The sequence below is a fragment of the Nannocystis bainbridge genome (assembly GCF_028368995.1).
In the GTDB taxonomy this organism is placed as follows: domain Bacteria; phylum Myxococcota_A; class Polyangia; order Nannocystales; family Nannocystaceae; genus Nannocystis; species Nannocystis bainbridge.
Map to the genome: position 1 here is coordinate 720,778 of NZ_JAQNDL010000001.1, position 12,798 is coordinate 733,575.

Consider the following 12,798-nt stretch of genomic DNA (forward strand, 5'->3'; position numbering starts at 1 on the left):
TCCTCTGCGACACCCGCGCGACTACGACTGGCGCAGCGACGCCTTGAGCGTGATCGTGCGGACCCCGGCGAGCGCCTTGGACACCGGGCAGGCCTTCTTGGTCGCCTCGGCGATCTCCGCGAACTTGCCCTCGTCGAGGCCCGGCACGTCGGCCTCGGTGGTCAGCTCGATGGTGGTGATCGAGAAGCCCTCGCCGTCCTTCTCGAGCTTCACCGCCGCCGAGGTGTGGATCGACCGCGGCGGCGTCCCGGCCTTCTCGAGGCCGAGCGACAGCGCCATCGAGAAGCAGCCCGCCAGCGCCGCGCCCACCACCTCTTCGGGGTTGCTGGCCGGCTGGCCCTCGAACCGCGAGGCGAACGAGAACGGGATCTCGGGCGCGTGCTCGGGCTTCATCGTGCCCTTGCCGGTCTTGATCGAACCTTCCCACTGAGCGCTGGCTTTGCTGATTCCCATCGATGATTCTCCGGCGCGCAACGTAGCACGTCCCCCGCGCGCGGCGGCGGGCCCCGCGACCGCCGGGCCCCGCCGCAGCGGGCTCGGCCGGCAGGCTCGGCCGGCAGGCTCGGCCGGCGAACCACGGGCGAGCAGCGTTTGTCGTCCTCGCTGCCCGCGGGCGATCACCCCGCGACCGCCGCGAGCCCGACCCACTCACGCCCCGCGCAGAAGCCGTGCCCACCCGCTGCGCGAGCGCCCGACCCCGGCACCCGCCATCGAAGCGCCGGCCGCTCGATCCCGACGCGCCCTCGCGGCGCTGGCACATTCGCGGTCGCCAGCCCCGCCCGATCGCCGCGATGCGTCGCTCACCCGCCCGCGAGCCCGTCCCGATCGATCACAGCCGCGAGCGCGTCATGCGAACGACCACGCGGATCATGGAAGGCCCATGCAGCATTGCATCCTCACCGCGGCCCTCTGCCTCTCGCTCGCTGCGACCGCGGAGCCGCCCGCCAGCCCGGTCGCGGAGCCCCGGACGCCAGCAGCCGCGCAGGCACCCGCGCTCGCGGCAGAGACCGACCCTGGCCCCCGGATCGCCGAACTGCCGCGCGCCGCCGGGCCGACGACCGCTCCGGGCCCGACGCTCCCGCTCGCAGCGACCGGCAGGAACCCCGCGTGCAGCGTGACCCGGTGGGGCCTCAAGGCCCTGACCTACGCCGCCAACATCACCTGCTGCCTCGGCGGCCTGGTCGCCTGCGTGGTCTGCTCGGTCGGGCTCGACCCCGTCAAGGACGGCATCAAGGCGATCGACTGCAGCAAGGAGTGCCGGCCCGACTGTCCGCTCGCCTAGTCGTCGCCTGTCCTCTCGCGCATGCCCCGACGGGCATGCCCCATGCGACATGCCCCTTCAGACATGTCCCATCAGCCCTTCGTCCGCCGCACCAGCGCCTCCGCGGCCGCCAGGCGCTGCTCCGCGTGGTCGATGTCCCCCGCGATCGCCCCGCCGCAGCCCGGGCACGTCGTCGCTTCGCGCGTCAGCAGCGCCCGGCACTCCGGCTCCGAGCAGCACGGGCGTCGCCGTCGGCCGAGCAGACGCACCACCAGGATCATCACCACGATCACTGCCACGATCCACCCCGGGTGGATCAGCGCCACGCCGATGCACGCCAGCAGCCCGACGAGCCCCATGGGCACCGCCAGCGCCGCGAGATCGGTCCGGCTGCGCCGCCACACCCGGAACACCGGGCGCCCCGCGTTCGACGGCTTGTCCGGCAGGGCCGGCGGCTCCTCCTGCTCGAGCTCGTCGTGCGTGTCGCCCAGCGCCCGCGTCAGCGTCGCCACGCTGTCGGGCGGCGGCCAGCGCTCGCGCGGCGGCAGCCCCAGCTCGCTCGCCAGCGCCGGCCGCTCGCGCTCCAGCCAGCGCAGGGCCGCGCGGAAGTAGCTGGCCTGATTGGTCTCGAGGCAGGCCAGCACCACCTCGCGGCCGGCCTCGCGCACCTTCACCTGCGCCGCCAGGGCGAAGCACAGCTCCTGCGGCGTCAGGTAGCCGATCCGCTGCACCGACCAGCTCGAGCGGAACGTGCCGTCGAAGACCTGCTGCGAGCGGTGGCGCAGCGCCGCGTTGGCGCTCAGCACCCCGAACCCGAGGAACACCGCCGTCAGATCGGTCAGCTCCTCCTCCTCGTCGCGGTCGTCGACGCACAGCGCGTGGTGCGAGCGGAACGCGTGCGCCACCTCGTGGGCCAGCGTCGCCGTGATCCCGCCGGCGTCGTCGAGCAGCGTCAGGTCGGCGCCGAAGTGCGCCACCTCGCCCTCGATGCCCATGAACAGCCCCGCCGCGCCCTCGTGGTGCTGCGACGCCCCGATCAGTGTGGGCTCCTCGGGCGTCGGCGGTCGCCCCTCGTACAGCTCGACCTCCGCCCCCAGCTCGAGGTCCGCGTAGCGAAACAGCCGCCGGATCAGCCGCACCACCCCCGCCGCGGTGCGCGTGAAGCGGTCGGGGAAGAACTCCGGCCGCGGCAGCACGATCGGCGTGCACACGAAATGTTGCCAGTCGGCCCGCCGCAGCAGATCGGCCAGCTGCGCCAGCAGCCACGCCCGGCGCTCCTCCGCCGGCAAGGCGTCGAACTCGGACACGCCCGTCAATGTAGCGAGCGCCGCCGCCCCCTGTCCACCGCCCCGAGTTTCACGCGGCGTACAAAAACTCGAGCCGCGCGGCGTGAGCCACCCGCCCCCCGTCGTCCGCGGCCCTGCGCGCCCCGTGAGCCCGCGACGCGGCGCCCAGCGCCCCCCGCTCGCGGCGTCAGCGATCGGCCCCAGGACCGCGGAGCGGCGCGGATGCACCCGCGCGTGCGGCCCAGCGCACGTCCCCTGCGGCCCCCGCGGCGCGTCACCTCGCCTATCATCCTCGCGTGTCCACGCCGGGCTTGCTCGCCAACCGGGGTTTCCGGCGCCTGTGGCTGGCCCAGGCCGTGTCGCTGTTCGGCGACTGGTTCACCTACGTCGCCGTCGGCACCCTCGCCCTGTCCGAAAGCACAGGTCTCGCCGGCGTCGCCGCCGTGCTGGTCGCCCACACCTTGCCGCGGGCCGTGCTCGCCCCGTTCGCCGGTCGCCTCGCCGATCGGCGTGATCGCGGCGTCATCCTCGTCGTCGGCAGCCTGCTGCGGGCCCTCGTCGTCCTCCTCATGATCGCCGTCGTCGGCAGCGGCGACGCCGGCACCGTCGCCCTCGCCGGCCTCGTGTTCCTGCGCATGGCCCTGTCGGCCTTCACCGATCCGGCCGCCAGCGCCGCGCTGCCGCAGCTCGTCCCGGCCCACCAGCTCGGGTCCGCCAACGCCCTGCTCGGCGCCACCTGGAGCACCCTCTTCTCGCTCGGCGTCGCCGCGGGCGGCTTCGTCACCGCCTTTGTCGGCCCGCGCGGCGCCCTCGCGATCGACGCCGCCACCTTCTTGCTCGCCGCCCTGCTGTTCGCCACCCTCCCGCGCCTGCGCCCCGGCGAGCCGATCGCCAGCGAGGCCTCCGCCTCCGCGATCGACTCGCCCGACTTCCTCGCCGCCTGGCGCCGCACCTGGCGCGACCCGGCCCTGCTGCAAGCCGCCCTCGCCAAGATGCCCGTCGCCCTCGCCAACGGCGGCGGATGGTTCCTGCTGCACGCCTATGCCGGCCTGCAGGGCGTCGGGGCCGTCGCCGTCACTCTCGGCGTCATGCACGGCGTGCGCGGCCTCGGCACCGGCCTCGGCCCGCTGCTGTGGGCCCGCGTCGAGCGGCTGCGCGGCACCGTGCCCGGCATCCACCTCGGCACCGCCGTCACCCTCGCTGGCGTGGCCCTGTTCGCCGCCTTCGACCTGCCCGCCGTGCTCGTCGTCGCCTCGATCCTGTGGGGCCTCGGCATGGGCGCCACGTGGGTCACCTCGACCACTCGCCTGCAGCTGCTCACGCCCAACGCCCTGCTCGGCCGCCTCGCCGCCATCGACCTCATGGCCCACACCTGCGCCCAGTGCCTCGGCGGCCTGCTCGGGGCGCTCGTCGCCGACGCCCTGCTGTTCCCCGCCGCCGCCGGCTGGCTCGGCGCCGCCGGCGGCCTGCTCGCCTGGGGCCTGCTCGTCCTGCTGGTCCGCTCGCGCGCGTGAGCGACCTGTCACGGCATGTCCCACGGGACATGTCGCCTCAGGCTCGCGTCACACCATGACCAGGACGAACAGGCGCCTGTCCCATGAGACAGCCTCGGTTCACGTGCTCAGGATGGACAACAGCCTGTCCCATGAGACAGATTTTGCATGTCCTAGCGACGAACACGCGCCTGTCCCATGAGACAGATTCCGTTCACGTGCTCACGGAAGACCCCGCGCCTCGGCGATCGCGGCCCGCTCCCACGCGGCCGAGCGCGACCTCCCCTCCGCCTCGAAGAACGCCTCGATCTCCCGGACCGGGCCGTTGCGCGCCCCCGAGCGCGCGTCCTCGTAGGGCAGCGGATGCGCCCACAGGCCCGGCTCCGGCCCGAACGCATCCATCACAAGGACGCCCTCCGCGATCCGTGCCCCCCCCGACACACGCTCCGCGATCGGGACACGCTCGCCGCTGACGATGTCGACCAGCGCGAAATCTCGCAACTCGAGCACCGGCCAACCGGGCCCGCTGCTCGGGGGCGCCATCACCTCGCGCGTGGAATTACCTCGAAAAACTTCGTCTCGTTGAGACGAAACGACGCCATCCCCACGCCCGTCAGCAGCCGCTCCCTCTCGCCGCTGGCGAGATCGACCCGCCAAAAGCTGCCTATGCCGGCTTGGTCCTGGCCGGGCAACCAGTACACCACCCGATCGCCATCGAGTTCGCGCAGGGAGAGCCCATCATTGCGCGACGTGTGCCGGTAGAAATCACGGACCTCGCCGGTCCGCGGATCCCAGAATGCCTCCACCTCGCCGGCGTCGCTCGCTCGCAAGATCCGGAACTGATCTTCAAACCAACCGCGTTGCTCGAGGTGCTCCGGCACCGCGATCGCAGCGCCCGTATCGAGCCGTGCGGCGGCCACGTAACGGTTGTCGGGGCCGACCATGGCCGCCCGTCGCGGCCCGTATGGGCTACGGACGGCGAGTTCAGTGAGCCTTCCATGTCCCAGGTCGCGCTCGTTTTCGTCCTGTCGTCGCGGACCATAAATTCATCAATCCGCCGCGGGCCCGGCGAACTCCACCATCCCCACGCTGCCGACCCGCAGCCCCGCGCTCGCCCCCTCGTGCAGCCGCGCCTCCGCGAACAGCAGCCGCGTCCCCGCATCGATCTCGGGCGCGATCGCCATCACTTCGCCCTCCACCGTCCGCCCCTCCTCGACGAACGCCACCTTCACCGCCGCGCCCAATCGCAGCCCCGCGCTGCGCGCCTCGGGCACCGCGAATCGCACCCGCCGCGCGTCCGAGATCAGCTGCACCACCGCCCGGCCCGGCTCGACCGTCGCGCCTGCGTCCACGTGGCGTCGCGCGACCTCCCCGGCGAACGGCGCCCGCAGCTGCGCCTCGACGATCCTCGCCGACGCGTCCTCCACCGTGCTGCGCTGCCGCTGCAGCGACGCGCTGGCGCTGCGCTTGCGGGCCGCCGCCAGCTTCTCGGCGTAGCGGTGCTCGCGGACCTCCGCCCCCGAGACCACCCCCTCCAGCTGCTCGGTGTCCGCGCGCAGCTCCCTCGCCCGCTGCAGCTCGAGCTCCAGTCGCTCGAGCTCGGCCTTGCTCGCAGCCCACGCCGCCGTCGCCCCTGCCAGCTCGTGGCGCTCCTCGCGGACATCGAGCGCCGCGATCACCTCGCCCGCGTTCACGTGGTCGCCGACCTGCACCTCGATGCGATCGATCCGCGAGAATTCCGGCGCCGTCAGCACCACCTCCGCCTCGGGCACCAGCACCCCGATCATCGGCTCCGAAGCAATGACGGCAGCCGCGACCGCCGCCTCGTCCGCGCGCACCGCAGCGGGCTGTGGTGATTCGCCGGGGCCGTCCTCGTGGGAATCACAAGCCACCGCGAAGCACCACAATCCCCACGCCGCGATCGCTGCGTGACGACGTCCTGCTGCCCTCATTACCGCGCGCCTCATGACTCCTCCCTCTCATAAAGCCGGCGGTACGCGCCGCCGTGGCTCATCAACTGGCGGTGCGTCCCCGACTCGACGATCCGTCCGCCGTCCATCACAAGGATCAGGTCCGCGTCGACCACCGTCGACAGCCGATGCGCGATCACCACGCGGGTGCAGCGCAGCGACGCCAGCGAGCGCTGAATCGCCGCCTCGGTCACCGTATCGAGGTTGCTGGTCGCCTCGTCGAGCAGCAGCATCGCCGGCGCGCCGACCAGCGCGCGCGCCAGCACCAGTCGCTGGCGCTGGCCGCCCGACAGCGACGCCCCGCGGTCGGCCAGGATCGTGTCGTAGCCCATCGGCAGGGCCGCGATCTCGTCGTGGATCGCCGCCCGCCTGGCCGCGTCGATCACCTCGTCGAGGCTGATCTCGGGCCGCCCGAGCGCGATGTTCTCGCGCACCGACACCCCGAACAGGTCGCCGCGCTGCGTCACCACCCCGAGCTGCTCGCGGACGCTGCGCAGATCGAGCCCGGCGATGTCGAGGCCGTCGTAGAGCACCCGCCCGCCCTGCGGCGCATAAAGGCCGACCAGCAGCTTGGCCAGGGTCGACTTGCCTGCTCCCGACGCGCCGACCACCGCCACGAACTGGCCCGGCTCGACCCGCACCGACACCTCGCGGACCGCCGGCGGCACCGACTCCGAGTAGCGGAACGTCACCGCCTCGGCCTGGATCCGCCCCGACAGCCGCGGCGCCCGCTGGACCCGCGACGCGTCCTGCTCGGGCTCGGTCTGCATCACGTCTTCGATGCGCTCGAGGTAGCTGCCCAGCACCTGGAACTTGACCGCGACGCCGACCAGCGTGGTCATCGGCCGCAAGAACCCCGAGCCCAGCGCCGACAGCCCGAGCATCGCCCCGAGCCCGAGCTCTCCGTCCAGCACCAGCTTGGTGCCCACGCCCAGGATCACCAGCGGCGCCGCCATCGCGAACGCGTCGAGCAGCGAGCCGATGGTCGCGTCGAGGCGACCGCGCCGCAGCGACACGTTGAGCGAGTCGACGAACAGGTTGGACCAGCGATCGACCGCCCGGTACTCGGCGCCCATGCTCTTGAGCGTCTCGATGCCGGTGAGCATCTCGACCTCGTAGCTCGAGGTCCGCGCCTGCACCGCCAGGCCCTCGGTCATCAGGTCGCGCTGGACCCGGCGCGTCGCAGCGTACAGCGCCAGCTGCAGCGACGCGAGCACCAGCACCACCGCGCCCATCAGCGGGCTGACCCAGAAGATCAGCACCAGGTACACGCTGACCAGCGTGCCGTCGAGCAGGGCCGACATGGCCCCCGACGTGAGGATCTCGCGGACGGTGGCGTTGCTGCCGAGCCGCATCAACAGGTCGCCGGCCGACCGCTTGTGAAAGAACGAGTACGGCAGGTCGATCAGGTGATCGAGGAAGCCGATCGTCATGTCAGCGTCGAGCAGCGTGCGCAGCTGCACCAGCAGGTTGGCGCGCACCAGCGAGCTGACGAAGGTGAAGAGCACCATCATCGCCAGCCCGGCGACCAGCACCCCGAGCAGGTCTGTGTCGTGGCGCGGGAGGATGCGGTCGACCAGCAGCGTGGTCATCAGCGGCAGCGCCAGCGCCAGCAGCTGCACCAGCACCGACATCAGCAGCGCGCGGCTCCACAGCGCGGGGTAGGCCAGGATCCGGCCGAAGTAACGGCGCACCAGCGGCTGCTGGCGACCGCCGGCCGCGAACGCCTCGCCGGGCTCGAGCAGCAGCGCCACCCCGGTGAACGCCTGCTCGAACTCGGCCCGCGACACCCGACGCCGCCCGTGCGCCGGATCGAGGATCACCGGACCGCGGCGATCGACCCGTTCGAACACCACGAAGTGGTTGAACTCCCAGTGGAGGATCGCGCCGGCCTGCAGCATCTCGAGCTCGTCGAGGTCGTCGATGCGCACGCCGCGGCCGCGCAGCCCGTAGCCGCGAGCGGCCCGCAGGATGCCGAGCGCGCTGACGCCGTTGTGGTCGACCCCCATCGCGTCGCGCAGCTCGTCGAGCGGGTGGGCCCGGCCGTGATAACGCAGCACCATGCTCAGGCAGGCCGCGCCGCAGTCGGTCGCGGTCATCTGCTGCACGTGCTCGAGCCGACGCGGCTGCCCGATCGCCCCCAGACGCTGCAGGGCAGGGAAGCGCCGCGACAGCGCACGATCTCGTTCGGTAGTTGGCATGACGACCTACAGGCGTTTGAGCGCCGGGATGAGGGCCTCGAGCACGGTCTCGGAGCGCAGGCGGGCCTCGAGCACGCCCTGCATGCCGTCGTAGACCCGGTACTCGGTGTCGTCGGCGACGAAGGTGTCCGCCGGCAGCTCGGTCTCCACCACCACCACCGGGCCCGCCAGCGCGATCGCACCTTCACGATCGCGCCCGAGGTAGCGCATCGCCTCGGCGGGGCCGACCACCTCGTCGGCCACCACGCGCAGCGCCACCTCGTGCCGGCTGTCCGGGAACCCCTCGAGCTCGAGGAACAACCGGCTGTCCCCCGCGCGCAGCAGCGGCCGGTAGTGCCCGGGGAACAGCCCGAACACGACCGTGCGCGCCGTGTCCTGCTCGACCGCCACCACCGCGTCGCCCGGCGCCACCGGCTGCCCCGGCCGCACGCGCACGTCCGACACCCTGCCCGGCTGCGGCGCGACGATCTGCCGCTCGCGCACCCGCGCCTGCGCCAATTGCAGCTGCGCCTTCAGGATCGCCAGCCGCTCGCGCCTGGCGTCGTCGGCCGGCGCGCGCAGCAGCTCGACGAGTCGCTGGCGGTACTCCTGCTCCACGCGCGCCAGCTCGGCCCGCGGCGCGGCGTCGTCGAGCTGGACCAGCACCTGCCCGGTAGCGACGCGCTGACCAGTGCTCACCGCGATGTGCTGCACGGTGCCGGGCACGTCCGAGGTGACCGCCACGCGGCCCTCGCGGCGCACCACCGCGACGCCCTGCGCGTACTCGCCGATGCTCGCGCTGGTGGCGAACGCGACGCTCGCGACCAGCAGCGCCAGCGTCACGCCGACGGCCCAGCGCGTCCACGTCGCCACGATGTGCAGCGGGCGGCCCGGTCCCGCGCCGCGGCGGTGCGCCTGCACGGCCGCCTCGCGGAAGATGGCCCGCCGCGCCCCCGGCGAAGCGCTGCTCGGCTCGTCGAACGACTCGGTCATCGCACCCCCCGTTCCCCGATCACGTCGTGACGCGCCGGCTCCTCGCGGCGCACCACGACCAGCCCGTCGAGGACCTCGTGCCAGGCTGCGCGCTGAAATTCATGGTTGATGGGGCGAGCCTCGACGGAGCCCAGCGCCCGCAGCTCCGCCGCGTCGAGGTAGCGCAGCGCCTGCTCGGGCCCCAGCGCCCGGCCCTCGAGCGACGCGGGCGGCGCGACCGAGAGCTCCCGACCCGCGCGCCCGCGCGGCTGGGTGGCCCCCGACCAGGCGGAGAAGCCGATCGCCGCGGCCCGCTCGCCGTACTGCGCGTGCACGTACTGCCCGAGCGGCGAGAACCCGCGATAGGCCGCGATCGCCTCGAGATCCTTGGCCGCGTGCACGGTCGCGCACCACACGATCGTCTTGCCCGCGTCGCCCTGCCGCCGCCGATGCCACACGAAGTTGGCGAACATCGACCGGTCGCGTTCATTAAAACCATCGCGCCGATCGACGACAAAATCTCGCGCGACCCACCGCGCCAGGTTGCTCGCCATGACCAGGTCCTCGGCCGCTTTCGGCGACGGCGCCGCGCCGGCGATCGCCGCCTGGATGTCCGCGAGACATTTCACGAGCGCCGCCTGCGTCTCCGGCGAATGCGGGTGGTCCTCGTCGTAGGTCCACAGGTGATGCCGCGCGATCTGGGCCTCGCACGCGTCCTTGCGCCCCGGCGGCAGCCAGGCCGCCAGCACCGCCGGCAGCTCTCGCTGCGCATAATAAGCCGTGGAGTGGAGCTGGTCGTCGAGCCCGCGCAGCTTCAACCGGCCCGCCGCCGCCGCCGCGTGCATGAACCCGATCCACGGCTGCGTCTCGCGGGCCTCCGACCACACCGCGCCGATGGCGTTCGCCACGTCGCGCGCCGTCGCAGTGCCCGCGGCGTACTTGTGCTCGAGCGCGAGCATCTCGTAGATGTCGCTCTCGATGAACAGCGCCTCGAACCCGCACGAATCGACCAGCGCGCGCACCAGCGCGGTCTTGATCGCCCAGGTGCGACCGTCCCCGTGCTCGCTCTCGCCGAGCAGCACGACCTGCTTGTCGCAGACATCGGCGACCAGGCGCTCGAGCTCGCGCTGCTCCGCGCTCGCGCTCGCCGGCGCCGAGGCGGGCCCCGGCGCGCACGCGGCGAGGGCCAGAAACACGATCGTGGGCCGCTTCATGGTCGTCGCCTCGACCTTCAGCCCCGCACGATCGGCAGGTGCACGCGCGCCTGGTAGTGCGCCAGCGCGGCCGCGGCGCCCGCCCGAGTCTGCCAGTCGGCCCACGTATCGGTGTACGGATCGTAACCGCACTTGAGCGGCTTGCTGTCCTCGACCGCCGGGTCGGCCAGCAGCGCCCGGCAGCCGGTGCACGCATAACGGTACGGACAATCGCGGCAGACCTCGATCTCGTCGTTGCGGGCGGCCCAGACCCGGCGAAACGCCTCGTCCGCGACCACCTGCGCCAGCGAGACCGCCCGGTGGTCGCCGAACGACCCGCGCATGGCCGGGCAGTTGCGGACCTCGCCGCGCTCGTCGATCGCCAGCTTGCGATTCAGGCAGCCGCTGAATTGCCGCAGCTCGTTGAAGGTCGGCGTGGTCGGCGGCAGCAGCTGCCGCTTGCCGATCTGCCCGCAGTCCAGCGCCGACTCGAGCGGCTTGACGGTCATCGAGATCTCGAGCGTCAACAGCGTCGCGGCGTCCCCACGCGCCCCGTAGTCGACCGCGAGCCGCCGCTCCTGCGGCGCCGAATGGACCGTGAGCCCGGTGATGAGGCGATGGGCGCCGACCACCGCCACGTAGTCGTCGTCGCTGCGCCCGGGCTCGTGGGCGAGGATCGCCTCCAGCGTCTGGATCGACGAGCCCCGGCACAGGCGCGCCAGCTCGTCGAGCTCGGCCAGGCCGAACACCCCGGCGTAGCCCCGCACCTGGAGGTGCTGGCAGCCGAGGCCGCTCAGCTCGGCGACGATCTTGCGATAGTCGTGGTGCTGCCCGCGGACGTCGACGATGGCGTTGTGGATCGCGCAAGGCGCGTCCCAGGCCCTGGAGATCTCCGGAAACGCCGCCGCGTCGGCGACGACCGCCACGTATTCGTTCGCCAGCAAGAAATCCAGGAACGCCACGAAATCGTCGTGCTCCTCGGGCGACAGCGCGTCCACGATCTCGCCCAGGCGGCGGGCCCGGAACAGCGCGAAGAACGGGAAATAGGCCGACGGGAACGTCGAGATGTGCTTGCGGGTGAGGTCGTAGATCGCCGACGCGGCGGCCCCCTCGACCGGCACGCAGTCGGAGAAGAGGAACACGTACTCGTCGCGTCGGTCGCGTAACAATTGAGTGGAGTCCATCGTTCAAAGCTCCGGTTTGGAGATCGGTTTGCCCGCGTGACGGGCGTACATCACCGAATGGCGGTACTTCGGCAGCTCGAGCGTCGCCCGCTGCGTCGCCTCGGCGTCGACGATCGCGGCGCTGATGACGATCCGCGCGTAGCCCAGCGGCAGGCTCGCCTTGAGAAGGGGGGTCAGGGTCATCTCTTCAAACTCTTTGCTCACGCGCCACCAGCCTCTCTGCGATCATTCGCTCGATCGCCATGTTGCAGCGCTCCGACAGCGGGCCGAACTGCCCGACCGGGTTGACCTCGAGCAGGTAGTATTCGCCGTGCGCGTCGACGATCATGTCGAACGAGCCGGTGTTCAGATCGAGCGAGCGCGCCAGCAGGGACAGCTTGGCCTCGATCTCCGGCGGCAGGCGAAACGGGACCACCCGGTTCGGTCTTTCGCTGTTGTACTTGCGATAGTCGACGCGGGTCTGCGCGTCGCTCTGCGAGAAGATGGCCGCCGCGCGAAACTGGTCGTCGAGGAAGAACACCCGCAGCTCGAAGGCCTTGTCGACGTACCGCTGGAACAGCGACGGCGCCATGCGCTCGCCCACGCCCTCGAGCACCCGCGGCTCGAGCGCCTCGGTGTACGTGAAGTACCCGGTCCTGCTCTCGGTCGTGTCGAACAGATAGAGGCCGTCGGACATCGCCTTGGTCACGTAGCCGCAGCCCGAAGCCACCAGGCTCTGCGCGTGGCTGCGCAGGTTCGACACGCTGTACGGCGGCGTGCGCAGGCCGACCTCGCGCGCGCGCCCCAGCACCACCAGCTTGTTGGGGGCCGAGCCGTTGGCGCTGCCCAGCACGGCGCTGCGCCGCCGCAGCAGGTCGTGAAAGTGGTCGCGCAGGGTGCGGTTCTCCAGGTCGAGCTTGTGTTGCAGGTGCCGCGCCAGCGCCGGGTGCTCGGGCGCCGCCACGCTCGGGAACAGGCCCTTGAACCAGAAGCCGCCCTTGCGCAGCCAGACGCTCGTCACGTCCTCGAGGCCGAACGCGTCCTCGTCGACCCGGACGGAGAAATCATCGTCCGAGATCGTCAGCTCGACGCTGTACTCCTCGTCCGCGTTGATCCGCACGACCTTCGCGTCGCTCAGGTGGTCGATCCATCGCATCACGTCGAGGGTCGAAGGATCCCCGGAATTGCTGAAGATCAAGATCATGGCAGGCTCCATCGCTCGTATCGCCCGCATCGGGCCGGAGAGGCGCGGCCTCCACCGGCACATGCCGGTAGAGGCC

13 protein-coding genes are annotated in these 12,798 nt (G+C 72.0%); 2 read left to right on the forward strand and 11 right to left on the reverse strand.

The features are described from left to right. Positions 1 to 21: 21 nt before the first annotated feature. Positions 22 to 453, reverse strand: coding sequence for an OsmC family peroxiredoxin (locus tag POL25_RS02815; RefSeq protein ID WP_272084232.1), 432 nt, complete (start codon positions 451 to 453; stop codon positions 22 to 24). 427 nt (positions 454 to 880) lie between these two features. Between POL25_RS02815 and POL25_RS02820 the strand changes: the two genes are divergently transcribed. Further along, positions 881 to 1,282, forward strand: a complete 402-nt coding sequence (locus POL25_RS02820; RefSeq protein WP_272084233.1) for a hypothetical protein — start codon at positions 881 to 883, stop codon at positions 1,280 to 1,282. A gap of 71 nt (positions 1,283 to 1,353) precedes the next feature. On the opposite strand, the gene POL25_RS02825 is transcribed toward POL25_RS02820, so the two are convergent. After that, complete coding sequence (locus tag POL25_RS02825; protein WP_272084234.1) at positions 1,354 to 2,568, reverse strand: hypothetical protein; 1,215 nt, start codon at positions 2,566 to 2,568, stop codon at positions 1,354 to 1,356. Positions 2,569 to 2,843: 275 nt separating this feature from the next. Between POL25_RS02825 and POL25_RS02830 the strand changes: the two genes are divergently transcribed. Then, complete coding sequence (locus POL25_RS02830; RefSeq protein ID WP_272084235.1) at positions 2,844 to 4,061, forward strand: MFS transporter; 1,218 nt, start codon at positions 2,844 to 2,846, stop codon at positions 4,059 to 4,061. Between the two features lie 201 nt (positions 4,062 to 4,262). On the opposite strand, the gene POL25_RS02835 is transcribed toward POL25_RS02830, so the two are convergent. The 9 genes from POL25_RS02835 to gwsG all read right to left on the reverse strand — a co-directional run bounded on the left by POL25_RS02835 (position 4,263) and on the right by gwsG (position 12,722). After that, the gene (locus POL25_RS02835; protein ID WP_272084236.1) at positions 4,263 to 4,583 is read right to left on the reverse strand and encodes a hypothetical protein; all 321 of its coding nucleotides are present in this window, start codon (positions 4,581 to 4,583) and stop codon (positions 4,263 to 4,265) included. Next, positions 4,583 to 4,984 carry a hypothetical protein gene (locus tag POL25_RS02840; RefSeq protein ID WP_272084237.1) on the reverse strand — a complete coding sequence of 134 codons (402 nt, stop codon included), beginning with the start codon at positions 4,982 to 4,984 and terminating at the stop codon, positions 4,583 to 4,585. Before POL25_RS02840 ends, POL25_RS02835 begins: the two co-directional genes overlap by 1 nt. Positions 4,985 to 5,089: 105 nt before the next feature. Next, complete coding sequence (locus POL25_RS02845; protein WP_272084238.1) at positions 5,090 to 5,932, reverse strand: efflux RND transporter periplasmic adaptor subunit; 843 nt, start codon at positions 5,930 to 5,932, stop codon at positions 5,090 to 5,092. A gap of 71 nt (positions 5,933 to 6,003) precedes the next feature. Further along, positions 6,004 to 8,211 carry a peptidase domain-containing ABC transporter gene (locus tag POL25_RS02850; RefSeq protein WP_272084239.1) on the reverse strand — a complete coding sequence of 736 codons (2,208 nt, stop codon included), beginning with the start codon at positions 8,209 to 8,211 and terminating at the stop codon, positions 6,004 to 6,006. Positions 8,212 to 8,217: 6 nt separating this feature from the next. Continuing rightward, positions 8,218 to 9,183, reverse strand: a complete 966-nt coding sequence (locus POL25_RS02855; protein ID WP_272084240.1) for an efflux RND transporter periplasmic adaptor subunit — start codon at positions 9,181 to 9,183, stop codon at positions 8,218 to 8,220. Next, the gene (locus POL25_RS02860) at positions 9,180 to 10,376 is read right to left on the reverse strand and encodes an erythromycin esterase family protein (RefSeq protein ID WP_272084241.1); all 1,197 of its coding nucleotides are present in this window, start codon (positions 10,374 to 10,376) and stop codon (positions 9,180 to 9,182) included. Before POL25_RS02860 ends, POL25_RS02855 begins: the two co-directional genes overlap by 4 nt. Positions 10,377 to 10,393: 17 nt before the next feature. Further along, positions 10,394 to 11,539, reverse strand: coding sequence for a grasp-with-spasm system SPASM domain peptide maturase (gene gwsS / locus POL25_RS02865; protein WP_272084242.1), 1,146 nt, complete (start codon positions 11,537 to 11,539; stop codon positions 10,394 to 10,396). A 3-nt stretch (positions 11,540 to 11,542) separates the two neighbouring features. Beyond that, the gene (locus tag POL25_RS02870; RefSeq protein ID WP_272084243.1) at positions 11,543 to 11,722 is read right to left on the reverse strand and encodes a hypothetical protein; all 180 of its coding nucleotides are present in this window, start codon (positions 11,720 to 11,722) and stop codon (positions 11,543 to 11,545) included. A gap of 4 nt (positions 11,723 to 11,726) precedes the next feature. Further along, positions 11,727 to 12,722, reverse strand: a complete 996-nt coding sequence (gene gwsG / locus POL25_RS02875; RefSeq protein ID WP_272084244.1) for a grasp-with-spasm system ATP-grasp peptide maturase — start codon at positions 12,720 to 12,722, stop codon at positions 11,727 to 11,729. Positions 12,723 to 12,798 lie beyond the last annotated feature (76 nt).